21 protein-coding genes and 1 other RNA gene are annotated in these 25,156 nt (G+C 36.0%); 3 read left to right on the top strand and 19 right to left on the bottom strand.

Annotated elements, in window-relative coordinates:
* Positions 1 to 498: 498 nt before the first annotated feature.
* The 11 genes from TY11_RS20625 to secG form a co-directional block, all read right to left on the bottom strand.
* Positions 499 to 1,527: a type II toxin-antitoxin system PemK/MazF family toxin gene (locus TY11_RS20625; RefSeq protein WP_197025049.1), complete on the bottom strand. Its 1,029-nt coding sequence runs from the start codon at positions 1,525 to 1,527 to the stop codon at positions 499 to 501.
* A gap of 93 nt (positions 1,528 to 1,620) precedes the next feature.
* Positions 1,621 to 2,391: a hypothetical protein gene (locus TY11_RS03190; RefSeq protein WP_042142773.1), complete on the bottom strand. Its 771-nt coding sequence runs from the start codon at positions 2,389 to 2,391 to the stop codon at positions 1,621 to 1,623.
* Between the two features lie 294 nt (positions 2,392 to 2,685).
* The gene (locus tag TY11_RS03185) at positions 2,686 to 3,087 is read right to left on the bottom strand and encodes a hypothetical protein (protein ID WP_042142771.1); all 402 of its coding nucleotides are present in this window, start codon (positions 3,085 to 3,087) and stop codon (positions 2,686 to 2,688) included.
* Positions 3,088 to 3,146: 59 nt separating this feature from the next.
* The gene (locus tag TY11_RS03180) at positions 3,147 to 3,530 is read right to left on the bottom strand and encodes a hypothetical protein (RefSeq protein WP_231495763.1); all 384 of its coding nucleotides are present in this window, start codon (positions 3,528 to 3,530) and stop codon (positions 3,147 to 3,149) included.
* Positions 3,531 to 3,928: 398 nt separating this feature from the next.
* Positions 3,929 to 4,290: a transfer-messenger RNA gene (gene ssrA / locus TY11_RS20020) on the bottom strand.
* Positions 4,291 to 4,449: 159 nt separating this feature from the next.
* Positions 4,450 to 6,105, bottom strand: a complete 1,656-nt coding sequence (locus TY11_RS03175; protein ID WP_042143094.1) for a M20/M25/M40 family metallo-hydrolase — start codon at positions 6,103 to 6,105, stop codon at positions 4,450 to 4,452.
* An 82-nt stretch (positions 6,106 to 6,187) separates the two neighbouring features.
* On the bottom strand, positions 6,188 to 6,655 hold the full coding sequence (gene smpB / locus TY11_RS03170) for an SsrA-binding protein SmpB (RefSeq protein WP_042142769.1): 468 nt from the start codon (positions 6,653 to 6,655) through the stop codon (positions 6,188 to 6,190).
* Between the two features lie 324 nt (positions 6,656 to 6,979).
* Positions 6,980 to 7,789 carry a zinc transporter ZupT gene (gene zupT / locus TY11_RS03165; RefSeq protein ID WP_042142766.1) on the bottom strand — a complete coding sequence of 270 codons (810 nt, stop codon included), beginning with the start codon at positions 7,787 to 7,789 and terminating at the stop codon, positions 6,980 to 6,982.
* Between the two features lie 205 nt (positions 7,790 to 7,994).
* Complete coding sequence (rnr, locus tag TY11_RS03160; RefSeq protein ID WP_042142765.1) at positions 7,995 to 10,253, bottom strand: ribonuclease R; 2,259 nt, start codon at positions 10,251 to 10,253, stop codon at positions 7,995 to 7,997.
* A gap of 50 nt (positions 10,254 to 10,303) precedes the next feature.
* Positions 10,304 to 11,050 carry an alpha/beta hydrolase gene (locus tag TY11_RS03155; protein WP_042142763.1) on the bottom strand — a complete coding sequence of 249 codons (747 nt, stop codon included), beginning with the start codon at positions 11,048 to 11,050 and terminating at the stop codon, positions 10,304 to 10,306.
* A 107-nt stretch (positions 11,051 to 11,157) separates the two neighbouring features.
* Positions 11,158 to 11,391 carry a preprotein translocase subunit SecG gene (gene secG / locus TY11_RS03150; RefSeq protein WP_042142761.1) on the bottom strand — a complete coding sequence of 78 codons (234 nt, stop codon included), beginning with the start codon at positions 11,389 to 11,391 and terminating at the stop codon, positions 11,158 to 11,160.
* 183 nt (positions 11,392 to 11,574) lie between these two features.
* Between secG and TY11_RS03145 the strand changes: the two genes are divergently transcribed.
* The 3 genes from TY11_RS03145 (at position 11,575) to TY11_RS03135 (ending at position 16,001) form a co-directional block, all read left to right on the top strand.
* On the top strand, positions 11,575 to 12,507 hold the full coding sequence (locus TY11_RS03145; RefSeq protein WP_042142759.1) for an alpha/beta hydrolase: 933 nt from the start codon (positions 11,575 to 11,577) through the stop codon (positions 12,505 to 12,507).
* Between the two features lie 106 nt (positions 12,508 to 12,613).
* On the top strand, positions 12,614 to 14,326 hold the full coding sequence (ptsP, locus tag TY11_RS03140; RefSeq protein ID WP_042142758.1) for a phosphoenolpyruvate--protein phosphotransferase: 1,713 nt from the start codon (positions 12,614 to 12,616) through the stop codon (positions 14,324 to 14,326).
* A gap of 205 nt (positions 14,327 to 14,531) precedes the next feature.
* Positions 14,532 to 16,001 (top strand): alkaline phosphatase family protein, encoded by a 1,470-nt coding sequence (locus tag TY11_RS03135; RefSeq protein ID WP_042142755.1) that lies wholly within the window; start codon positions 14,532 to 14,534, stop codon positions 15,999 to 16,001.
* Between the two features lie 72 nt (positions 16,002 to 16,073).
* Here TY11_RS03135 and TY11_RS03130 read toward each other — a convergent pair whose 3' ends face one another.
* From TY11_RS03130 to TY11_RS03095, 8 genes are all read right to left on the bottom strand, one after another.
* Positions 16,074 to 16,649 (bottom strand): nitroreductase family protein, encoded by a 576-nt coding sequence (locus TY11_RS03130; protein WP_042142753.1) that lies wholly within the window; start codon positions 16,647 to 16,649, stop codon positions 16,074 to 16,076.
* A 60-nt stretch (positions 16,650 to 16,709) separates the two neighbouring features.
* Positions 16,710 to 17,690 carry a nucleoside hydrolase gene (locus TY11_RS03125; RefSeq protein WP_042142751.1) on the bottom strand — a complete coding sequence of 327 codons (981 nt, stop codon included), beginning with the start codon at positions 17,688 to 17,690 and terminating at the stop codon, positions 16,710 to 16,712.
* A gap of 315 nt (positions 17,691 to 18,005) precedes the next feature.
* Positions 18,006 to 19,298 carry a phosphopyruvate hydratase gene (gene eno / locus TY11_RS03120; RefSeq protein ID WP_042142749.1) on the bottom strand — a complete coding sequence of 431 codons (1,293 nt, stop codon included), beginning with the start codon at positions 19,296 to 19,298 and terminating at the stop codon, positions 18,006 to 18,008.
* Positions 19,299 to 19,312: 14 nt separating this feature from the next.
* A complete protein-coding gene (gene gpmI / locus TY11_RS03115) occupies positions 19,313 to 20,851 on the bottom strand; it encodes a 2,3-bisphosphoglycerate-independent phosphoglycerate mutase (RefSeq protein WP_042142748.1) in 1,539 nt (512 codons plus the stop codon).
* On the bottom strand, positions 20,848 to 21,606 hold the full coding sequence (gene tpiA / locus TY11_RS03110) for a triose-phosphate isomerase (RefSeq protein WP_042142746.1): 759 nt from the start codon (positions 21,604 to 21,606) through the stop codon (positions 20,848 to 20,850). The genes gpmI and tpiA overlap by 4 nt, the downstream gene beginning before the upstream one ends.
* A gap of 28 nt (positions 21,607 to 21,634) precedes the next feature.
* The gene (locus TY11_RS03105) at positions 21,635 to 22,816 is read right to left on the bottom strand and encodes a phosphoglycerate kinase (protein WP_042142744.1); all 1,182 of its coding nucleotides are present in this window, start codon (positions 22,814 to 22,816) and stop codon (positions 21,635 to 21,637) included.
* Positions 22,817 to 22,963: 147 nt separating this feature from the next.
* Positions 22,964 to 23,971 carry a type I glyceraldehyde-3-phosphate dehydrogenase gene (gap, locus tag TY11_RS03100; protein ID WP_042142742.1) on the bottom strand — a complete coding sequence of 336 codons (1,008 nt, stop codon included), beginning with the start codon at positions 23,969 to 23,971 and terminating at the stop codon, positions 22,964 to 22,966.
* A 35-nt stretch (positions 23,972 to 24,006) separates the two neighbouring features.
* Positions 24,007 to 25,035: a sugar-binding transcriptional regulator gene (locus tag TY11_RS03095; protein ID WP_042142740.1), complete on the bottom strand. Its 1,029-nt coding sequence runs from the start codon at positions 25,033 to 25,035 to the stop codon at positions 24,007 to 24,009.
* Between the last annotated feature and the right edge of the window lie 121 nt (positions 25,036 to 25,156).

The following is a 25,156-nucleotide window of genomic DNA, read 5'->3' as shown; positions in this document are numbered from 1 at the left end:
CAATAAAATTCTTATAACTGTCAAAGTAATAACTGCTTGTAACGCATTTTCTCCCCAATTAAATTCACTTGAAGAAATGTAATCAAATATAACTAACCAAACATATAACGCAATGGAAAGGCAGTGCAAAAATCGTTATCTCCCGTTTCATTTCAAGTACACACACCTATCCCTTAGATAAAATATCTGTAAATTCCTTGTTGAACTATTGCACCCGATAGTTTAAGTAGAATCCTTCACAATCTCTTCTACACCTTAATATACTCCAATCAGTAAATGTGTTGCTCTAGAATCTGATTGATTAGAAAAGACGCCTTTTTGATTAAAGAAAAGCGTCCAATTGTAGAATATAGAAAATACGAAGGAAATGCAAAAATGACTTCTCCGGCAATCCCCCGTTCTAAGTACAATTTTTCACTCTCTGACTTGTATAGCTTGTTTTGGTTACATTTATAAACATTAAATTAAAAAAGACCCTTTTAAAGAAGGTCCTTTGATTTACAAGTCAAGTTGTATTTTTATAGCTTTTTCAACATCTGACATAATAGACCGGTTTAAAAAAGTAATGAATTTTAGTAAATTTCTTTTGTCTATTGTTTTTATTTGTTCCACTAAACCAATACTTCTAAATTTAGGATTTAACTGGTTTCCTAAGTCAACATGGGTCGGTAATTTTGTCTTACTAATTTTTCCAGTGACAGGAATTACAGTTACAGTGGGTGAGTATTTGTTATTTATATTATTGGAAACAATGATTACAGGTCTTGTTCCTGCTTGTTCATACCCAATAGGCGCGCCTAAGTCTGCAAAGAAAACAGCCCCTTTTTTGACTCTATTAAGGATTTTTCGATTAAGTTTTGCTTCTTTTATTTCGCTTCCTTTTTCTTTTCTTTCTTCTTGAGGCTGGTGATTTTCTTCAACTGAATCTACTCCAGTTGTTCGTTTCTGTTCAATTTTTCTCTCCATTTGATATGCTTTAGAAAGGTTACTGATTTTTTTTTCATATTTCTTTTCTGATTCTGCCACCTTGTTTGTAAACAATGCAAAAAAAGCTAATTGTTCTTCAGTAGTTATTTCAATATCTAAGTATTCAAGTCTAACTCCGTAATTTTCGGTTTTATTTAATATTTGGGTAAGCCGCTCGAGATGATAAATTTCCACAGGATTTTTAGATAATCCCTTTAATGTTTCTCTATTACCAACTGATAATTCTTGATTTGTTATAAACGCTAGACCGTCCACCTTATTTTTTTCAATTCCCTCTAAGTCACCAATAAACTTTTTTTTAACTTCATTAAACTCCTTCTGCCCCCTTGGGAAATAACAAGCACCAATCCACTTTAACCCATTCTTAATACATATAAAATCTTTTGTTCCATCGGGGCCTCCTAATGGGTGAGAGGGATCTATTGATTCGAAACCTTCAGAGGCTAAAATATGACTTCCAAGTCTCTCTGAAGCTGCTTGGCCCTTTGTCCAATCTCGTAATCGATACCATGTTTCTTCACCGTTAATTCTTCTACGCATATTATATACCCCTTATTCGTAATATATTTATTAACTAACTCTGTATAAATTGGATTAATTTATTTATGCCTTATGACAATGCAAACTATTATGTTATATAAGTTCAGTGATCTCAATTATATTTACAGGTGCAATACATACATCCCCCTGTAAAAAAACCATAAAGTTATTATCTGGACCCCAATAACCTGTTTTTTTAAATAAAACATACTCGATTGCCTTCATCACATATTCTGAGGGTTCAAAATAATCGATATCCTTGAAATTTACAAGTAGGGATAGCATCATAGGTTTGGCACTTTCTTTCCACTTACCAACTAATTCAGGCATTTTAATAAGTTTGCTAATATCCCATATAAATTCAGGGCATTCCCTAATATGTCTTACATTTGGATTGTTTTCAGCATCTTCTTTTATTAAAAATCCATTTATACAATTATCTCGGTTAAAACGGTGGAAGAGCATCTCATCTTTTATCTTTTTTCCGTTAAATTCAATTATTGGTGGAGACTCTTCCACATAATGAATATGGATCCCAGAACCAGCAAAAAAAGCGGAGAAAGTTTGAGATTTGATTAATGAATCTAAATTTAAGATTCCATTATTCCGAAAACTACTATCATCTATGCCAGAAGTTAGATGGAACATAAGTAATTTATCAGGAAAAATTTCGTCTTCGTGTAAATTAAAATAATTTAGTACATCATTTATATAGAGATTATCATAATGCCAGTATTTATCTTTTTTAGTTACTCGGTATTTGTTACTTTCAATAAAAGAATTTACAGTATTTTTGTTGGTTTTAAGCAAATGAGAAAGAGATTTTATTGTTGTTTCAATTGTTGAACAGTCTAATATACGCAACTTTGTCACCTTCATAAAATTCAAGCTTTGTTAGTCTAAAACATCCATTATTGCAAATTAATAATGTCTAATTCCAACATCCTTTTCTGGATTAATATCTACTTTTATATTATCGGTATATATATCCATTTTTTAAGTGGGAATTGTACCCAATAACATCTGACTATTAGTGGGAAATTAACTTACTTTAAAACAGGGAGAGATATCTTCATCGTCTTTGTATTCCTTTTTAACTAAAACTGCCCCAGTAGTTGAATAAAGGGTGCATCATTCCGTCTTGGAGTAATGCACCCGTTAGTTCAAGTTCTTTAATCGAGCGTTCAAAGACATAATAACAAAGAAAATTAAACTAGCAACAACACCATAAATACCTAACCATAAAAATTCAGGTGAAAATGAAAATGTTCCAAAACTTATTACCATAGTAATCACGCCTACAATGTAACCACCCATTAAGTATAATGGGAGTTTTACGATAAGTTTATCAACATATTTATCAATCAACATTGAAACGGGAATCCCACCGAGAATATATGGTACACCAGTTAGTATAATTAAAAACGGAATCGGGGAAAAAAATGAGCCGTATGATGTGTCTGGAAGTCTTTCTGATACAGGAGTATAATCTATATAAGCTAAAATTAAACTAAATACAATTGTCGAAAACAGTGCAACAATTACTTTTCTTTTGAACAAATGCTTACCCCCTTATTCAAACCTCTACTTACCTTGTTCAATTAACCTACTCCGTTTGTTTAAGAAGAATGTTCTTTTAATTCCTCGTAATGCTTTGTAGGGTTATCAATATTGTTTTCAATGAAATATTTTGCTTGGCTTTTAAACATATCAACATAAGAGTCCTTGTCCATAGTTAAATTTCCTAATTCATCAACACTTCCCTCAATTTGAACAGTATCGTTTTCTACATCTATAACCACCGTCATATATGTTTGACCTTTATATGATACCGTACCAATTACTCGTTTTTGTTCTAAATCTACATATGGAAACTCGTGTCTAACTCCTGTCGGTTTAAAGATTGTGTACCCTCCATTAGGTTTATCAGAGTTCTTCTTTATTAGGAACCAACCAACGAGTATTAAAAAAGGAACTAAAAATAGGTAAACTTTAATCCTCAAATTTTTCACCCTTCACTTATCAATAATTACCTTTTATTATTATTTCACATTGTTAGTTATTGCACTAAACTGCCCCGTTAGTTTAAGTATACTTCTTCACAATCTTTGTACAATTATATCATTACTTAGATTATATAACTCATTATTCTGAAAAAAACACAAAGAAGATCCCGTCATTGATGAGGATACCTTTGCTCTTTTAATGTCTATTTTCCAAACTAAATCTATGTGTGATCTTTAGATCGCCCCTCAGAACGGAACCTTTTAGGATTATATCTCCAATTTTTAAATTTTTTTTGAAGTATAAGTTTGCCGAAAGTTTTTTGAAGCATAAACTTGCCAAAACGGCAATATTATAGTTCAAGTCACAAACACAAAAAAACCACCAACATATGTATTGGTGGAGACGGTGGGAATCGAACCCACGTCCAAAGGTAACGACACTCAGGCTTCTACACGTGTAGTTGGTATATTATCATTCGCTAACTTTTCAGCCTACCAACAGGCTTCCGAGTAGCTAGTCTGATTAGGTTCCCAAATCATCCTCAGACGGCGGATGACAGGATAGCCTGCTTAAGTTGAGACCCTTCAAGTACTACCCCACAGGCGAGAGTAGGAAGGATCCTTTAGCTAGTGCTTACGCAGCTGCTAAAGAGTAATTGTTTTCTTTGCCAGTTATTAGGCGTTTAACGTTTTACGAGTCGTAACCTCGACGCGCAACCTGAGCTCGACCTACCCCTGTCGAATCCGTAACGTCCCCATAAAAGGAAAACGCTCGGGGATAAATACGAGCACAAAGTTTTGATTAAATTGTTGATCGCCCAGTGGCGACATAATTCATTATAACATATCACTAGACAATTTCAAGGTCTCTACCATGGGATGTTTTCCCAGTCACCCAAACGTTTTCCAGTTGACTTTACTCACATTGGAGCATACCCTCAATCACTAGCTTCGTCATATTCGGCACAACTTCCATAGAGTACTCAATCTCCACTCTTTCTAATTTCTTATGAGCATCCATTCCGTATGGTCCAATATTAATCACTGGAACATTGATTTCCCGTACTAAATCATAGTCTACATAATGTTTTGTTCCCCATGCAGGATTGTTATCCTTAACCGCTTGAATAGCCGCTTCGTCATCACTCAATGACAGAAAACTCATATCAGATATAAATGGAAAAAAGTTTTTCACCTTAATTGGTTGTTTATATAGATCATTGATTTTTTCTACCGCAGTAACTAAAGCATTACTTAATTCTTGTTCTTCTATTGTTTCTCCCGATAATTCGATTCGAGGATAATACAACGAAGAATAAAACAGAATAATAGCCGGATTCTTATCCTGCATCCATTTCCATGCTTCTTCCACTACGTGTAATGCGTACATACGAAGGTCAAGTGAATCATCATGTAGAAGATTCTTTTTGAATTGGTCCATTGCCTCTATATAATTACTCCCATGTGCTTGGATTAGCGACTCATTCATTTCTTCATAGGTTATAACACGCGGTTTCCAAGGGATGCCATTAAACTTTTTGCCTGATAATTTACAATAAGCCTTATACCTTTTCTCAAAAGAATCAAGGGAATGTTGAAACGCAATTTTTGCTTGTTCTTTTAATATCTCAAGTGCTTCTTTTGGAGTCCATGAGTGAATGAAGAAGTTATAATACACATAGGCACTCAAAGCCGTTTGCACCGTATACTCCGTTTTCAAATCCATCTGCTTTAATGTAACTGGAGGTAATGTGTATTCACCAAGTGCAAGATTACAAAGATCCGAACTATAACTTATTTGCCTTGTTAATTCTGCAGCAATATAGTTTGGATCAAGCCCTTCAAAAGCAGCACCAACATGTGTTTCTGCACCTGCAATGTAAAAGCCAGGAAGCAGTTTTCCAACGGTACCTTTATAAACATAACGATTTTGATCCCCATCATATAATGGAGAAACAAAATCAGCATTTATGGCTGCTATATACGTAAACCCCTGCTCCTCTTTCCATTTTTTCAAAGTATGAAGAGCGGATAAAATACCATGTGAGCCATCCTCTTCATCACACTCTGCAATGAATACAAGATTTCCATCGAGTTTATCTGGATGTTCAGAGAAATAGTTTAACAAGAATAGGTTACTTGCAACCCCACTTTTCATATCCAGGGCACCTCGACCAAATAACCATTCATCCGGATTTAGATGATTTCTAACAACATTAGGAATTTCCTCACCCTTTAATAATTCCATCCACTCATCTGGCTTGAAAGCATAGTCTTCCTGTTGATTAAAATCATCTACCCCAACCGTATCCATATGTCCCATGATTATTACGGTGCGTTTGCTTTTACCCTTCGTACCTTTTACATATGCTAAAACATTATAGCGTGCCTTTTCATCATTAATCGTTTTCTCAATTACAACCTTTTCAGGATTGGCCTGGAAATAGGGATAAGCAGAAATCATTGTATATAGAGAATGAGCAATAACACTTTCCCCGTCTGTGTTGACGATACTACGAATAGAAACCAATTGCTTTGTAAGATTTAATACCTCATCACGGCAATTCAACATAAGAGATTTTCCCATAAACATATCCCCCTTATATAGTACAAAACCACCAGCCAGTATCTTCATTCTAGCTGATGGAAAATCCTTACCTGTTATAATCTTTCATTGCCCGGTCAATATCACGTTTCATTTGTTTCTTCTTCAAGTCTTCCCGTTTATCGAATTTCTTTTTCCCTTTACCTAAACCAATTAAAACCTTTGCAAACCCATTTTTGATGTAGATTTTTAAAGGAACAAGTGCATATCCCTCTTGCTGAGTCAAACCAATTAATTTATCAATTTGTTTCCGATGGAGTAATAGCTTTCGTGTTCTAGTTGGATCATGGTTAAATCTATTCCCCTGCTCATATTCAGATATATGTAAATTGATTAATTGAACTTCGCCACTTCTATCAATCCTTGCGTGGGAATCCTTAAGATTTACACGTCCTGCACGAAGCGATTTGATTTCTGTACCTTGCAATACAATTCCTGCTTCATATGTATCTTCTATAAAATAATCATGTGATGCTTTTTTATTTTGTGCAATTACTTTACCTTCACCTTTAGGCATTGATTCGCCCTCCTAAAACTTCCGTGACATCAATTTTACCAAATAATCCCCCGTTATTCCAATAGGAAATTTAACTTTGCCTCTTCTGTGCTTAGTGCTTAACTTATCCTCAATTTTAATTAAAAATGATGTATAAGGCATTTCCATTCTTCATTTCAACCCCGACTTCCATGCAAAATGATGTTTAGAGCAAGCCCAATCTTCATTTCTACCTCAATTCTATCTCAAAATGATGTTTAGATCTATCATAACTCCACTGATTAAAAAGTACCTAAATAAAAAACCCAAAAGCCAGAATAGTTCTAACTTTTGGGTTCCTAACAACTACGGCAACAACAACAAACTCAACGCCATCAATGCCATTCCACTTATCAATCCATAAATCGAGACATGGGCTTCATCATATTTTTTTGCTGCTGGTAACAATTCATCTAGTGAAATAAATACCATGATACCTGCAACTCCTGCAAATATCACACCAAACATCAATTCATTTAAAAATGGCATTAAGATTAGAAATGCTACAATTGCTCCAACCGGTTCAGCAAGCCCTGATAAGAAGGAAAATTTAAAAGCCTTCTTTTTATCATTCGTGGCATAATAAATAGGAACTGCTACAGCAATACCCTCAGGAATATTATGAATTGCGATTGCAATAGCAATTGCAAATCCTAACGCAGGATCTTGAATAGCAGAAATAAAGGTCGCAATACCTTCGGGAAAGTTATGAATCCCAATAGCAAGCGCTGTAAATATTCCCATTTTTAATAGTTCAGGATTTTTAGTTACTACTCCATTTGTTTTCATGTCTTCCACTTTTTTTAACTCATGGGGATTAGAGCCTGATGGAACAAAGCGATCAATTAATGCAATCAAAAGCATTCCACCAAAAAATGCACTAACGGTTAACCACTGGCCACCTTTTGATCCTAATTCCGCTACTAGTGAATCTTGTGCTTTGACAAATATCTCAACCATCGAAACATATATCATGACTCCTGCTGAAAATCCTAAAGCAAACGATAGAAATTTGGTATTTGTTGTTTTCGCAAAAAAGGCCAGTAAACTTCCGATCCCTGTTGCCAAACCAGCCATTAATGTAAATAAGAATGCCAGTAATACATCGTATGACATTTTACTTCTTCCTCTCAAAGTTGTGCTGTTCTATTAATGTTTACCTAAGGAAACATTTTAGTTATAGGTATATAATATTCGATAAACTAAAAATGTGCAATAAAAATATTCATAATTCATTATAAAAATCCAGTCAGATATGAAAATAGACTAATCCTGTTTTAGAAGACAGAATTAGTCTATGCACCTCACATGGTTCATGCGCCTATTTTCTTTTTCTTGTACTTGGTTTTTTGGATTTAGTGGAACCTTTACCAGATTTACCTTTATCACGTCGTTTACCAGTGTATGGTTTTTCCGATTTAATAAAGTCCTTCTTACTACCCTTTGTTCCACCACCAACTATTTCGAAGTCGATAGCATGCTCATCCATATTAACACCGGTTACCCGAACCTTAACTTCTTGACCTATACGATATACTTTTCCAGTACGCTCACCAATCATCGCATAATGGCGCTCATCAAAATGATAATAATCATCCGTCAAGAAACTAACATGAACTAGACCTTCAATAGTATTTTCTAGTTCCACAAATAATCCAAAACTAGTTACAGAGCTAATAACACCGGTAAATTCTTCACCGATTTTGTCTTGCATAAACTCTGCTTTTTTCAAATCATCTGTATCCCGCTCTGCATCTACTGCTGTGCGCTCTTTTTCCGAAGTATGGCGCGCAATCTCTGGAAGTTTTTCCTTCCAAGCACCGACTGTTTTACTATCTAATGTACCTTCAATCAAGTACGTCCGTATTAAGCGATGAACAATTAAGTCCGGATAACGTCTAATAGGTGATGTAAAATGTGTATAGAACTCTGTTGCAAGCCCAAAGTGCCCAACACTTTGTGGGTCGTATTTTGCTTGCTTCATAGAACGCAACATTAACTTAGAGATAATCATCTCTTCTGGCTCACCTTCAGCATCTTCCAAAACCTTTTGTAAACTTTGTGGATGGATTTCATTTGAGGTTCCTTTCACCTTATAACCCAGTCCGCCTAAAAATTCAAAGAAATGCTGGAGTTTACTCTGATCAGGGTCCTCATGGATTCGGTGGATAAATGGCACATCCATCCAGTGGAAATGTTCAGCAATCGTTTCGTTGGCACAAAGCATAAATTCTTCAATTAAACGCTCTCCAACAGAACGCTCACGGATTACAACATCAACTGCTTTGCCCTTATCATCTACTAATACTTTTGCTTCTTTAAAATCAAAATCAATAGCACCGCGTCCCATCCGCTTTCCGCGTAAAATAGATGCTAGCTTTTCCATTTGTTCGAACATCGGTACAAGAGGCTTGTACTTTTCACGAAGTTCTTCATCTTTATCAACTAATATCTTGTTCACATCACTATAAGTCATTCTTTCCGTTGTCTTGATGACACTTTGAAAAATCTCATGATTGACTACTTTACCAGTTGAATCAATTTCCATGTCACAACCTAATGTTAATCGATCCACTTTCGGATTTAAGGAACATATCCCATTGGACAATCGATGAGGAATCATTGGGATTACCCGGTCAACTAAATACACACTTGTCCCACGTTCAAAGGCTTCTTTATCTATTGGAGAACCCTCTTGAACATAGTAACTAACATCTGCAATATAAACACCTAGTTTATAGTTACCATTTTCAAGCTTTTTAACGGTCACCGCATCATCAAGGTCTTTGGCGTCTGCACCATCAATCGTAACGATAACTTCATCACGTAAATCCCGCCTATTTTCAAGTTCCGATGGATCAATTTCATCAGGGGTATTCACCGCATGTTCTAACACTTCAGCTGGAAAATCCATTTTAATTCCATGCTTATAAATAATCGATATAATATCAATGCCTGGGTCATTTTTGTGACCCAGAATCTGAATAATTTCTCCCTCGGCACTCATACGTTGCTCCGGATATTTTGTAATTCGTGCAATAACCTTATGACCATCTACTGCACCGTTTATATTACCTTTAGGAATAAAAATATCATTTGGAATTCGCTTATCGTCTGCTATTACGAAGCCGAATGCTTTATTATTTTCAAACGTCCCAACAACCTCTGTAGTAGCACGTTCTAAAATACGAATTACAGTTCCTTCTGGACGGTTTCCTGCGATATCTTGTTTTTCAATTCTGACTAGAACCCGGTCATTATTCATGGCCGATGCTAAATCTGAATGATGGATATAAACATCTGTTTCATTTTCATCATCTGGAATAAGAAAAGCAAATCCTTTAGCATGCATTTGAATCCGGCCACGTATCAAGTTCATTTTTTCAGGTAGACCGAATCGATTTTTTCTAGTACGAACTAGTTCACCGTTATATTCTAATTCATTTAATGCTTTTACCAGTTCTTTAAATTCCACCACATCTGTAATTTCAAGGATTTCCTCTAAGTCTTCCACGGCAAGTGGCTTGGAATCATATGTCTTAAAAAACTCGCGTAGTTTATCGATCATTATTTCTTCCATAATACACCTTCTTTCTTTACCTACTTAATTCCTTACAATAACTTTATCTTTTATTCTTCCCAATCTAATGATTCTAAAAACTGTAAAATATCCTCATGTAATTGTTCTTTTTCTTTATCAATTGTAATAACATGGCCAGATTCCTCATACCATTTTATTTCTTTTTGCTCCGCTTCTACGTTTTCGAAGATATATGTAGCACTTTCCGGGTTAATCATTTTATCTAATCGAGCTTGAACAACCAATGTCGGCGTGTAGATCATATCAACATCATTCTGAACATCCTTAATTAGTTTACCTAATGCCACAAACATTTCTTTTGATTTATTCATAAGGTAATCTACTTCTGAATTAATTGTCTCTTCATCTTTGCCTTCTAATTGCTTATATTCTCTTGAAAATGCTTTAAATCCAGTAGTCAGTTGTCTTTCATTATCAAAAAACATCGGTGCACACATTGGGATTACAGCTTTAACATTTTCAGAAAAAGCTAGTTTTAAACTAAGCACTCCACCAAGTGATAATCCACAGACTGCAATTTCACTATAACCTAAGTCTTTTAGATGTTGGTATGCCTTTAATACATCCTCCCACCATTCATCAGGACGTGTAACAATTAAATCCTCTGGAGGAAGTCCATGCCCACGATAAATCGGCGCATGACTGGTATACCCTTTTTTCTCTAAGAATCTGCCTAACATACGTACATCTGCAGTATGCCCAGTAAAGCCGTGCAATAGCAGCACAGCTCTAGGTCCCGCTTCAAATGTAAATGGCTTTGGTTGAATAACTTTCATGTTATATTACTCCTTCTCTAGTATATACTTTACCCTTTCTACAACAAAGTACACTTACTTAAATGTAAAAAACCCTTACCACTCTAGTGATAAGGGTTTGTTTTTTACTATTGTAATACGTAAGCACTCAAGAAAGCTAGTATAAAAAACAGAACTCCTGTTACAACAGTTGTTCTATGAAGAACTAAGTCAATACCTCTAGCTTTTTGCTTACCGAATAATTGCTCTGCCCCACCGGAGATAGCTCCTGATAGACCAGCACTTTTACCACTTTGTAAAAGAACAAGAATGATCATAATAATTGCATCTAGCACTAGTAGAACATTTACAAAACTAGCCATGTTTCCATGACACCTCCTGAACTTATGAGACAGTTAACTAATCATACTTTAGCATAATTTTGAATACTTTATCAAGCTATTTCTTATAATTTAGTACTATTTCCTCTATCAAGAATAGCATTTCCAGCTAGTTTAATCTATTATTAAAATAATTAGAGAACCTTATTTTGGGGAGTGAATTAATTGAAGTCTACATTTTGGTTTAAATCGAAAGATAATGTAGAAATTTATGTTGAGAAATGGTATGAACCAGATAAAAAACCAAAAGCAATTGTACAAATAGCCCATGGAATGGTAGAACATATCAGTCGCTATAATAATTTTGCACAAAATCTAGTTGACCATGATATATTCGTTTTCGGTAACGACCATCGTGGACATGGCAAAACAGGAGAAAAACAAGGGCTCATGGGGTATTTTGCAGATGAGGATGGCTTTTACAAAACAGCGGATGATTTATATCTACTTACAACACAAATCAAAAATGAATATCCTAACACGCCTATTTTCTTGTTAGGGCACAGCATGGGCTCTTTCCTAGCGCGTCTTTATATTCAAGAACATAGTGAAGAAGTTGACGGTGTTATTTTATCAGGTACAGGTTTTTATACAAAATCAACAATTACATTCGGCAAAATGCTCTCATCCAAACTCCCACCTAAGAAAAAATCACCTTTAATGAATAAACTGTCATTCGGTACCTTTAATCGAAAAATCAAGAATAGGAAGACTAACTTTGACTGGCTTTCGGGGGATGAAGTAGTTGTTCAAGATTATATGTCTGACCCATATACTGGATTTATACCTACTGCAAGATTCTTTTTTGATTTAATGACAGGACTTGAAGCCATCCATAACAAAGATAGTAATAAAACAATTCGACATGATCTACCTATTCTTTTAACATCTGGAGATCAAGATCCAGTTGGAAACTATGGCAAGGGAGTTTGGAAAGTCGTAAAGATATTTGAAGAGGCAGGATTATCAAATGTCACCACCATGCTCTTTGAAAATGGTCACCACGAATTACTAAACGAATTGAACAAAGAAGAGGTTTATGAGGCTATTAATAACTGGATAAATAGTTATTTAAACAAGAAAACGCCTTCATTTTGAACTTTTTATAACACTAGGAATCAATAACTTGATTTGTGAAAAATGATAAGTATACAATAGAATTTATAAGACATTTTTAAACAAAATTTGAAGGGTTGGTCGAATTATGACAAACATCCAAGGTATAGCAGCATCTTCAGGAATTGCAATTGCAAAAGCTTACCAACTGGTAACACCAGACTTATCATATACAAAGAAAACGATTGATAATCCTGATAGTGAAGTAAAACGTTTAGATGAAGCAGTGGCAATTTCAAAGCAAGAATTAGAAAAAATTAAAGAACATACCTTAAAAGAACTAGGTGCAGAACACGCAGAAATTTTCTCGGCTCATTTACTAGTTCTTGGAGATCCTGAACTTATTAATCCAATTAAAGACAAAATCCAAAATGAAAAGCAGATGGCGGAAGCTGCACTAGAAGAAGTAGCAAATATGTTCATTCAAATGTTTGAAAGCATGGAAAATGAATATATGCGTGAACGTGCTGCTGATATCCGCGATGTGACAAAACGTGTACTATCACATCTACTAGGAGTTTCTTTCCCAAATCCAGCATTAATTGATGAAGAAGTGATTGTAATTGCAAATGACTTAACACCATCTGATACAGCACAATTAAACCGTCAATTTGTTAAAGGATTTGCTACTGATATCGGTGGACGTACTTCTCACTCTGCTATAATGGCTAGATCACTTGAAATTCCAGCTGTGGTTGGAACTAAAGAAGTTACAAAAATAGCTTCTCAAGGTAATTTAGTAATTATCGACGGTATTGATGGCAATGTAATTGTGAATCCAACAGATGAACAGGTAAAAGAATATGAAGAAAAACATGAAAACTTTGCTAAACAACAAGCTCTTTGGGCTGAATTGAAGGACGAGCCTACATTTACTTCTGATGGAGAGCAAGTTGAGCTTGTAGCAAATATTGGTACTCCGGATGATGTTACTGGTGTTATCAATAACGGTGGTGAAGGTGTTGGTCTTTACCGTACAGAATTCTTATATATGGGTAAAAGCGAACTACCTTCTGAGGAAGAACAATACGAAGCATATAAATCAGTTTTAGAGCAAATGGGAGACAAGCCTGTTGTCGTTCGTACATTAGATGTTGGTGGAGACAAAGAGCTTCCATATCTTGATCTACCAAAAGAAATGAACCCATTCTTAGGTTTTAGGGCAATTCGCTTCTGTTTAGATAATGAGCATGTTTTCCGTCCACAACTTCGCGCTTTACTTCGTGCAAGTATTTATGGAAATCTAAAAATCATGTTCCCAATGATTGCAACACTAGAAGAATTCCGTAAAGCAAAAGAGATTTTACTGGATGAAAAAGAAAACCTGAAAAGAGAAGGCCATCAAGTTTCCGATAGCATTGAAGTAGGTATAATGGTAGAAATCCCATCAACTGCAGTTATCGCAAAACAATTTGCTAAAGAGGTAGACTTCTTTAGTATTGGAACTAATGACTTAATTCAATATACAATGGCTGCTGACCGTATGAATGAGCAAGTTTCATACTTATATCAACCATACCACCCAGCAATCTTGAATCTTGTAAATAATGTTATTGAAGCTGCTCACAGTGAAGGAAAATGGGCTGGTATGTGTGGTGAAATGGCAGGAGATCCAATTGCTATTCCAATCTTACTTGGTCTTGGACTTGATGAATTTAGTATGAGTGCTACATCTATCCTACCTGCACGTACACAGTTAAAAGGTATTTCTAAGAAGGAAATGGCTTCTTATAAAGACAAGCTATTAACTATGGCAACAGCCGAAGAAGTAGAGGCATTTATTAAAGAAAAAACAAAATAATAGATTAGTTTGCGCTTAGGTCTGTGACCTAAGCGTTTTTTCATTTCAAACGACCCATTGCAGGAATATGGTAATTATCCCTCCTTGCATAATAAACATTCTCTTCGGGAAAAATGTTTTTATCCTTTCTATCTATTTCGCATATAACAGAATGGATAATTTACACGATTTAATAATGTTAAAATTATAGTTAGGATGAAAATAAATGAATGAAAATCCTCAATTTATTAAACCAGTAATTTTACTTAACATCGATTCATTGATGCCTGGACCATTGGAAGTAGCTACCCAAACAGGAAAGGCTCCAGCTTTACAATTTTTAATGGAAAAAGGAAATTATATATCCGATATGGTAAGTGCTTTTCCTACCATGTCCGTTACAATTGACAGTACTCTCCTTACAGGTACATATGCCGACAAACACCAAATTCCCGGTTTAAACTGGTTCGATGCTAGCAAGAAAGAAATGATAAACTACGGGACCGGTTTTCGCGAAACATTCAGATTAGGAATGCGCAGGTCTGTTCATAATATGCTTTACCTACTGAATAATGTGCATATGAGCAATGATGTAACTACAATTTATGAGGATTTAGCTAAAGTAGGAATTCCTTCTGCTTCTATTAATTCTTTTGTTTATCGCGGTAACATTCCCAAACGTATGCATGTCCCAAAGCTTCTAAGTACATTAACTCGCTTTGAGGATGGGGAATGGACAACTAAAGCCCCACCCGTATTATCGTTGGGGGTTTTTTCTAAATTGAGGCCCCTCGGGATCACAGCTCAAATAGCAGCAGGTAATTATAAATACACAGCGAAGGAACTTAGACACCTTATTCGAAAGAATCGACTCCCCGCCTTTACATTCTGTATTTTTCAGGATATGGACGCTCGTATTCATTTTAAAGGACCACAGGATATAAAAGTTATTACTAAGATTGATCAGGAGATTCAAAAAATATTAAATATGTATTCGAGTTGGGAAGAAGCAATCAACCAAAATATATGGATGGTCATAGGTGACAATGGGCATTCAGCAACAGGTACCAATTACAGAAGGTTTATAATTGATTTGAGGAAAACACTTAAAAAATACCACATAGCTAGGCTTGAAAGGCCTGTTCAAAAAAAGGATCAGATTGTTCTTTGTGTTAATCAACGTATGGCCTATATTTACGTATTAGATAAAAAACTTCGACTCCAATCTATTATCGAGCGTTTGAAAGGTGATCATCGTATAGATATCATTGCATGGAAGGACAAAGAATCTATCAACGTAGCTTCTGGTTTGAGAGAAGGTACATTGAGCTATAGTCCAAATGGAAATTATATAGATGTATATAAACAAACTTGGAATATTGAAGGAAATCCGGAACTTTTGGATCTCCACATAACTAAGAACAATGAATTGTCCTATGGGAATTTCCCTGATGCGCTTGCTAGGTTGAGCAGTGCATTAAACTCACATGAAGGGCGCTTTATCGTTGTGAATGCAAAACCAGGATGTGACTTTAAAGCCCAATCTACACCATTCCATCTAAGCGGAGCAGCACACGGTTCTTTACATAGACAGGAATCATTGGTACCATTGGTGATTGCAGGAACTAATATGAAACCTAGATACCCACGATTTGTGGATATGAAGGACTTTATACTAAAACTGGTAAAAGAATGATAATATAATTAGATTGTAATGGTAGCCCAATATGTATGTCATGCTCAGAGATTGATCTCTGAGCTAATTTGTTTATTCTATAATCTCCAACTTTTCTTCAATTGAAGTTCTCCCTTTATCATGAGGCACATTCTTTGGATATCCTATTTGCATTACAGCTGCTATTTTTACCGAATTAATATCAAGCCCAATTTCTTCATAAAACCCGGAATCATGCATATATGGAGTTATAGTCCAAAGCATGCCTACATGAAACTCCCATGCTGCAAGTTGTGCGTTTTGAATAAAAGCACAGACAGCTGCATATTCCTCCTCATAACGAATAGGGTCTTCATCTTTTTCAAAATAAATAACCGCATGATGTGGAATAGCACGTAGAAAATTTTTCATCGACTCTCTCATTTTTATTGTTTTTGGTTCTTGATTATTCTTAATCATTCCGATTCGTTGGTAACTATTGATAATAGCTTCAACGAGGAATTCTTTCCCATTACCTTGATATAATTTGATTTGCCAAGGTTCTTTCATATAATGAGTAGGAGCATAGGAACCATATGTAAAAATCTCTTTTAATATCTTAATATCTACTTCTTTTTCTTGGAAAGTATGAATGCTTCGACGTGCTTTTATCGTCTCTAACAATGTCATCCCTCTCACCTGTTTTTTATTTATTATATCAAGAAAATAGAGCACTGAAAAATCAGTACCCTAATTTGATCTGAACCGTTGACCAGACATGGTTGTCATGAAATCCCTAAAAAATCTTCGATAATCAAAATCAAAAGCAATTCGATGCCTTTTAATCTCTTTTTCTGTTTCTTCTTCTAAATTACCAAACGGTCGTATATCAGCTATACTTTGGCCACGTTCTGTTCCTCTGGTTGCTTGCACAACGTGAACAGGATATTCCTCAAATGTAAACATATCCTCATTGTTAACCGCCATTAGTGTTAAAACGTCATGAAATGGGCTACCTTGTACGGAGGGATCCCTTTCTTTGTAGAAATCATAATAGTAATCAATCATTGGTTTAATAATATCAATGGTGCCAACGCGATCAATATAATTTACCATTTCTGGTGTGACAATTGCATTTTTCGTTACATTTAAAGGTATAATAGTAACTCTTTCAGCATAAGTTAGTACAATTTGTGCAGCCACTGGGTCACCATGAAAATTTGCTTCTGAAACAGCCGTAATATTTCCAGGTTCCCAAAAGGCTCCACCCATTAAATAAATCTGCTTTATTTTTTTCATTCTTTCTGGATATAGTAGAAACATAGTTGCAAGTGATGTCAATCTACCAATATTCACAATATATAAATCTTCACCATATTGGTCAATAATATCAATAATAGAAAAAAAGTTTTCTAAGGTAAACCCATCTTGGGGATTTTCAGGAACAATTGGACCCATTCCATACTCGCCATGAATTTCTGGAAAATACTCAACAGTTTCTGCAGTCATTGGATTCACAGCTCCAGCAATAGGTATAATTCGTTGAGATTCTTCTGTGGGCAAAATTTGATCGTTCAAATATCGGACAGTTTCAAGAGCATTTTCCTGGGGAATATTTCCATACTCCGTTACTATACCCACAATTTCAATTTCATCATTTAGGTAGCCATATATTAGTGCTATAATATCATCAATTCCAATATCACCAAAAAGTAACACCTTTTTTACCAACTTGTCTCTTCCTTTCAAGATTTAGTTGTCTTTATAGGTTATTTCTGGTTAGTTTTGTCCCGTGACAAAATATTTTTAGTGGTAAAAGGTGGAATTTCAATTTAATGGTTTGTGTAATTAACTTAGAGCTGTTTTTTGTATTGAATCTGTCTATTAGAACGGTTTTATTAGACATAGTTCACGTGTTTCCATGCATTCTGTCCATTAGAATGGTTCTATTAGTAATCTAACTACTAATTTTTCTGCAAAAGCTAAAAGCAACCTATTTAGCCTAACACGTAAAAAGGCTGCCCTCGAAAGGCAGCCTTTTCAGCGTTAATATTTATTCTTCAAGTTATAAAATGCATTCAGTCCAGCATATTCTCCCATACCAGCTAATTCATCTTCAATGCGTAGTAATTGATTATACTTCGCAACACGGTCCGTACGGGATGGAGCACCGGTCTTAATTTGACCAGCATTTGTAGCAACGGCGATATCTGCAATAGTAGCATCTTCTGTTTCACCAGAACGGTGAGAGATTACTGCAGTGTAGCCTGCACGTTTTGCCATTTCAATTGCATCAAATGTTTCTGTAAGTGTTCCAATTTGGTTTACTTTAATTAGGATTGAGTTACCTACACCTTGTTCAATACCTTGTGCAAGTTTCTTCGTGTTTGTAACGAATAAATCATCACCAACAAGTTGAACTTTTTTACCTAGGCGGTCGGTAAGTAGTTTATGACCTTCCCAGTCGTTTTCATCTAAACCGTCTTCAATTGAGATGATTGGGTATTTGTTTACCATTTCTTCGTACCAATCAACCATCTCTGCAGAAGTACGAGTAACACCTTCACCTTTTAGGACATATTTACCATCTTCATAGAATTCAGAAGATGCAACGTCCATTGCTAGTTTAACTTCTTCACCAGGCTTATAGCCAGCAGCTTCGATTGCTTCTACAATTGTTTGTAGAGCCTCTTCGTTAGATCCAAGGTTAGGCGCAAAACCACCTTCATCTCCTACTGCAGTATTTAATCCTTTTGAGCTTAAAACCTTTTTCAAGGAATGGAAAATCTCTGCACCAGTACGAAGAGCTTCTTTAAATGTAGGAGCTGCAACTGGCATGATCATAAACTCTTGAATATCAACATTATTATCCGCGTGTTCTCCACCGTTAACAATATTCATCATTGGTGTTGGAAGAGTTTTTCCGTTAAATCCACCTAAGTAGTTGTATAAAGGTACTTCAAGGAAGTTAGCTGCAGCATGAGCAACTGCCATAGATACTCCAAGAATTGCGTTAGCACCTAATTTACCTTTATTTTCAGTTCCATCAAGTTCGATCATTAAAGCATCAATAATATTTTGACGAGTTACATCAAGTCCAAGTAATTCTGGTGCGATAATTTCATTTACATTATGAACTGCTTTTTCAACACCTTTTCCAAGATAACGGCCTTTGTCACCATCACGAAGTTCAACTGCTTCATATTCCCCAGTTGATGCTCCACTTGGGACCATTGCTGAACCAAAAGCACCTGATTCTGTGTAAACTTCTACTTCTACTGTTGGATTACCACGTGAGTCTAATACTTCGCGTGCATATACGTCTGTAATGTATGGCATAATATTCTCTCCTTTTACTTTTTAATTAATGAAGTTCCTGTCATTTCTTCTGGTTTTTCAATTGATAATAAATCAAGTAATGTCGGAGCTAAATCAGCTAAGATCCCGCCATCACGTAATTCCACTCCACCTTTTGTTACGATTACTGGAACTGGATTTGTTGTATGAGCCGTCATTGGTTGACCTTCAAGAGTAATAACTTCATCTGAATTACCATGGTCAGCAGTTATAATTGCATGACCACCCAACTCGGTTATTTTGTCCACTACTTTTCCAAGGCATTCATCCACCACCTCAATAGCTTTAATCGTAGGCTCTAGCATTCCCGAATGTCCAACCATGTCTGGATTTGCAAAGTTTAAAATAACCGCATTAATCTCGCCCTTATCAAGCTCTGCAAGTAGTGCATCAGTTACTTCATATGCACTCATTTCAGGTTTCAAATCGTAGGTCGCAACCTTTGGTGAATCAATTAAAATACGTTTTTCACCTGGAAACTCCTGCTCACGACCACCGCTCATAAAGAATGTAACATGAGGATATTTTTCTGTTTCGGCAATACGTAATTGTTTCATATTATTTTGAGAAAGAACTTCTCCAATTGTATTATCCAGGTTTGCTGGTTCATATGCAACAAATCCATCAACTGATTCACTAAATTGTGTTAACATAACAAAATCTAGATTTTTTGGCACGTTTGATCCTCGGTCAAAATCACGGAAGTCCTCATTAGCAAACGTACGAGAAATTTGAATTGCACGGTCCGGTCGGAAGTTATAGAAAATAATAGAATCTCCATCTTCCACCTTTCCAACTGCTTCACCATTTGCTTCAACAATCACAGATGGAATAACGAACTCATCAAAAATACCATTTTGATAAGAGTCTTCCACGACCTCTAATGCATTCTTGTAGGTAGGTCCTTCACCATAAACCATTGCATTATAGGATTTCTGCACGCGGTCCCAACGCTTATCTCGGTCCATGGAGTAATATCGTCCAGATACTGTAGCAATTTCACCTACACCCAGTTCTTTCATCTTAGACTCTGTTGCTTCTATATACCCTTTTGCAGTTTGTGGACCTACATCACGGCCATCTAAAAATGCATGAACATAAACTTTATCAAGCCCTTGATCCTTAGCTAGTTTCAGTAATGCATATAAATGTTCAATATGGCTATGAACTCCACCATCTGACAATAGACCAAAGATATGTAGTGCCTTATTTTTTTCTTTCGCGCTGTTCATCGATTTTAAGAATGCTTTCTTTTCAAAGAAATCCCCTTCACGAATAGACAGGTTCACTCTAGTTAAACTTTGATATACGATACGTCCAGCACCAATATTCAAATGTCCAACCTCTGAGTTACCCATTTGTCCTTCAGGCAACCCAACAGCTTCCCCACTTGCCATTAATTGATTATGTGGAAATGTGTTCCAAAACCGATCGAAATTTGGTTTATTCGCTTGTTTTACTGCATTACCTGCCACCTCATCCCGAATAGCAAAGCCATCCAAAATAATCAACGCAGCTAGATTTTGTGAACTCATTTTGCTCCAGCCTCCACTAACTGTAGGAATGATTCAGCTTCTAAACTTGCACCGCCAACTAATGCACCATCAATATCAGATTGTGCTAGTAATTCATCAACATTCGATGGTTTTACACTTCCACCATACTGAATAACGACAGCATCTGAAGTCGTTTCATCCGTTGCTTCTTTCACGACATTTCGAATATGCGCACATACTTCATTAGCATCTTCACTAGAAGCGGTTTTCCCTGTACCGATTGCCCAGATTGGTTCATAGGCAATGATTGTTTGAGCTACTTGTTCATTGGATAAGCCTTCGATTGCTTTTTTCACTTGGGAACCTACTAAAGACTTTGTTTCATTCGCTTCACGTTGTTCTAGTGTTTCACCAACACAAACAATCGGCGTTAGGCCGTGATTAAAAGCAGCATGTGCTTTTTTATTTACAGTTTCGTCTGTTTCAGCAAAATATTCACGGCGCTCAGAGTGTCCTAAAACAACATGTGTTACCCCTAAATCTTTTAACATAACAGGGCTAACTTCCCCAGTATAAGCACCATTATCTTCAAAGTGCATATTTTGGGCACTTACTTTTAAGTTAGTTCCTTTTGCTTGTTCTACTAGAGAAGCAAGATAAGGGTATGGTGCACAAACAATTGCTTCCACTTTTTCGTCGGATGGAATCTTGTTTACCACATCATCAACAAACTGTTTAGCTTCTGACAATGTTTTATTCATTTTCCAGTTTCCAGCAATGATATTTTTACGCATGGTATCACCTCTATAAATTTATTAGGTCTTATTTATCGCTTAGTAATGCAACACCTGGTAACACTTTACCTTCCATAAATTCTAAGGAAGCTCCACCACCGGTAGATACGTGATCCATCTTATCTGCTAAATTGAACTTTTCAACAGCAGCAGCGGAATCCCCACCACCAATAATCGTGTAACCATCTGTATTTGCTAAGCTTTCTGCAACTGCTTTTGTACCATTTGCAAATGCGTTTAACTCAAATACACCCATAGGTCCATTCCAAATTACTAGCTTGGAATCTTTCACGATTTGAGCATATTTTTCACTTGTTTTCGGTCCAATATCGAGTGCTTCCCAATCGGATGGTATCTCTGAGATTGCAACTACTTTAGTATTAGCGTCCTCTGAGAAGTCATCTGCTATGACAACATCTTCTGGTAATACGAAATTAACACCTTTTTCTTCGGCTTTTTTCATGAATTCTTTTGCTAAATCTATCTTATCTTCTTCTAGAAGTGACTTTCCAATTTCATGGCCCTGGGCTTTTACAAACGTATAAGCTAATCCACCACCAATAATAAGGTTATCAACTTTTTCTAATAAATGATCAATAACACCAATCTTATCTTTTACTTTAGCGCCACCGATAATTGCTGTAAATGGACGTTCTGGATTTTCAAGTGCTTTTCCTAATACAGAAATTTCTTTTTCCATTAAGAAACCAGCTGCAGATGGAAGTTTTTCTGCAATACCTGCAGTTGATGCATGTGCACGGTGTGCAGCACCAAATGCGTCATTCACATAGATGTCAGCCATACTAGCAAATGCTTCCGCGAGAGCTGGATCATTTTTTTCTTCCCCTGCTTCAAAACGAACATTTTCTATTAATAATAAATCGCCATCTTGCAATGTAGAAATTGCCTCATCAACTTCTGTCCCATAAACAGTATCAGTTTTCACAACTTCTTTTTCAATTAAATCACTTAAACGTTTTGCAACTGGATCGAGACGTAATTCATCGACAGCTTGCCCTTTAGGACGACCAAGGTGACTTGCGAGAATCACTTTCGCTCCTTGCTCAGATAAATACTGAATAGTAGGTAAAGCAGCTCTTATTCTAGTATCATCTGTTACTTCTCCATCTTTCATTGGGACGTTAAAATCAACACGACAAAATACCTTTTTTCCTTTTAAATCAAGGTCTTTTACTGTTTTCTTATTCATATGAATTTCCTCCCAAACTATATGTACGCATTACTTAATAGGTTTCCTCAAAACTAGAGTTATTACTCAGCATAAAAGAAGAAAGAACATGAGAAAAGGAGGAGAATCTTCTTCCCCACCTTTTCGGTTCTTTATCTAGTGTTGCTCTTATAGTCCTTTTTGTCCCATGTATGCAGCTAAATCAACAACACGAGTAGAGTAACCCATTTCGTTATCATACCAAGAAAGAACTTTAACCATGTTACCTTCCATTACCATTGTTGATAAACCATCAAGGATAGATGAATGTGTATTTCCAACAATATCACTTGATACTAGTGGAGCTTCACTATATTCAAATACACCTTTTAATTCGTTTTCAGCAGCATCTTTGAATGCTTGGTTAACTTCTTCCGCTGTTACATCTTTATCTAGCTCTGCTACTAAGTCTACCATAGAACCGTCTGGAACAGGTACACGAACAGCCATACCGTTTAATTTTCCTTTTAACTCTGGTAATACTAGAGCAACTGCTTTAGCAGCACCAGTTGTTGTAGGGATAATGTTTTCAGCTGCCGCACGAGCACGGCGATAGTCTTTATGTGGTAAGTCAAGAATTTGTTGATCATTTGTATAAGCGTGAACAGTTGTCATTAACCCACGTTTAATACCAAACTTATCATTAAGCACTTTTGCAAATGGAGCTAAACAGTTAGTTGTACAAGAAGCATTCGATACGATGTGGTGGTTACTTGCATCATATTTTTCTTCATTAACACCCATAACAATCGTTAAATCTTCGTTTTTAGCAGGTGCAGAAATGATAACTTTTTTTGCACCAGCATCAATATGTTTTTGAGAAGAATCGCGGTCAACGAAACGTCCTGTTGATTCAACAACTATTTCAACTCCAAGATCTCCCCATGGAAGATTAGCTGGGTCACGTTCAGCAAGAACTTGAATTTCTTTTCCAGCAACTACAATATTATTTCCATTTACAGAAATTTCTTCTTCTAATACTCCATGTACAGAGTCATATTTTAATAGGTGTGCAAGCATGTTTGCATCTGTTAAATCGTTAACTGCTACGATTTCTACGTCATCTCTTTTAAGAGCTTGACGGAATACATTACGTCCAATACGTCCAAATCCATTAATACCAACTTTTACTGCCATTGAATATTCCTCCTAAAAATCTTTAATTAATATATTTAAAGGGAAGAATCCCTTAAAATCTGTTCCGCTGCTGCTTCATCTGTAATGAGCAAATTACTTTTTGCATGTTTAAAATAGGACTCTATTGCTTTTGCCTTTGATTTACCACCTGCAACCGTAATCACATATTTCATCTCATTTAAATCCTCTAACTGTAGCCCAACAGTTCGAACCTTATGAACAACATTACCTTGTTGGTCAAAATAATAACCAAATGCCTCACTAACCGCTTTGTTTTCAATTAGCTTTGTCCAGATTTCTTCCGGAGTTTTCCGACGTTCGGCCATGGTTAAAGCATCGCCAATACCGTGTAATACAATATCGGAATTCCTAATTAATTGTAGAACTTCAATGATAGAAGGTTCTTGAATTATGTTCAGATATGATGTTTCACTCAGTGGGTCCGGTACATACAATAAACGATAGTTCCCTTGTGCTTTTAAAGACATTTGTGCAGCAATAGTATTGGCTTGGTTTTCTACTTTTTCCCCAATACCACCACGGGCTGGTACAAACAGATAGTTGTCATCTTTGTCAAATGGAGTCATGACACTTGCAACAGATGCCATTGTTGTTCCACCAGTTACAGCAATAGTTGCGCTAGGCATTATGATTTTTCTAAGGAAAGCTACACAAGCTTTTCCCATTTCTTGCTTTACCCATTCTGCTTCATCACTATTTCCAGCAACAACAATTACATTCTCTATTTGTAATGTTTCCTTAATTTGTCTTTCTAAAACATGTAACCCACTAATTTCGCTCATAACCTGAGTGAGCTGTTCAAGAGCTGCTTTTCCTTGCTCTGTAATAAGCATTCCCTTCGTAGTAACTTCTATCAAACCTTGTCCTTGAAGTAGGTCAATTTCACTCCGGACCTGCCTTTCCGTTAAGTTACTACTCTCAGCAAGCCCCCTTCGTCCAATTGGTTGAGAAAGGTTTACACTGTGTAATAGAGAATATCGTGCATGCATTACATCTAACAAGTCTGGAATTAGCTTTTTTTGTAATTCGATTAATGCTCTCATGATATTTCCCCTTCAGCATCGGGTGCAAAAATGTCCCGCTAGGTCATAAAGTGTCCCACATGTCCCAAAAAAATACACATAGAATCCTATGTACATTATTATCTTATCACACTGAGGAAAA

This window comes from Paucisalibacillus algeriensis, assembly GCF_000577245.1.
Classification (GTDB): domain Bacteria; phylum Bacillota; class Bacilli; order Bacillales; family Amphibacillaceae; genus Ornithinibacillus.
Note: the sequence above shows the minus strand (reverse complement) of the source record. Positions and strands in the feature narration are given on the sequence as shown.

Excerpts from the sequence above, each read along its gene's own strand:
- TY11_RS20625 (WP_197025049.1), bottom strand. The coding sequence starts at position 1,527 with ATGCGTAGAAGAATTAACGGTGAAGAAACATGGTATCGATTACGAGAT.
- TY11_RS03175 (WP_042143094.1), bottom strand. The coding sequence starts at position 6,105 with ATGTTGAATTGCCGTGATGAGGTATTAAATCTTACAAAGCAATTGGTT.
- smpB (WP_042142769.1), bottom strand. The coding sequence starts at position 6,655 with ATGCCTAAAGGTGAAGGTAAAGTAATTGCACAAAATAAAAAAGCATCA.
- zupT (WP_042142766.1), bottom strand. The coding sequence starts at position 7,789 with ATGTCATACGATGTATTACTGGCATTCTTATTTACATTAATGGCTGGT.
- rnr (WP_042142765.1), bottom strand. The coding sequence starts at position 10,253 with ATGGAAGAAATAATGATCGATAAACTACGCGAGTTTTTTAAGACATAT.
- TY11_RS03155 (WP_042142763.1), bottom strand. The coding sequence starts at position 11,050 with ATGAAAGTTATTCAACCAAAGCCATTTACATTTGAAGCGGGACCTAGA.
- secG (WP_042142761.1), bottom strand. The coding sequence starts at position 11,391 with ATGGCTAGTTTTGTAAATGTTCTACTAGTGCTAGATGCAATTATTATG.
- ptsP (WP_042142758.1), top strand. The coding sequence starts at position 12,614 with ATGACAAACATCCAAGGTATAGCAGCATCTTCAGGAATTGCAATTGCA.
- TY11_RS03135 (WP_042142755.1), top strand. The coding sequence starts at position 14,532 with ATGAATGAAAATCCTCAATTTATTAAACCAGTAATTTTACTTAACATC.
- TY11_RS03130 (WP_042142753.1), bottom strand. The coding sequence starts at position 16,649 with ATGACATTGTTAGAGACGATAAAAGCACGTCGAAGCATTCATACTTTC.
- eno (WP_042142749.1), bottom strand. The coding sequence starts at position 19,298 with ATGCCATACATTACAGACGTATATGCACGCGAAGTATTAGACTCACGT.
- gpmI (WP_042142748.1), bottom strand. The coding sequence starts at position 20,851 with ATGAGTTCACAAAATCTAGCTGCGTTGATTATTTTGGATGGCTTTGCT.
- tpiA (WP_042142746.1), bottom strand. The coding sequence starts at position 21,606 with ATGCGTAAAAATATCATTGCTGGAAACTGGAAAATGAATAAAACATTG.
- TY11_RS03105 (WP_042142744.1), bottom strand. The coding sequence starts at position 22,816 with ATGAATAAGAAAACAGTAAAAGACCTTGATTTAAAAGGAAAAAAGGTA.
- gap (WP_042142742.1), bottom strand. The coding sequence starts at position 23,971 with ATGGCAGTAAAAGTTGGTATTAATGGATTTGGACGTATTGGACGTAAT.
- TY11_RS03095 (WP_042142740.1), bottom strand. The coding sequence starts at position 25,035 with ATGAGAGCATTAATCGAATTACAAAAAAAGCTAATTCCAGACTTGTTA.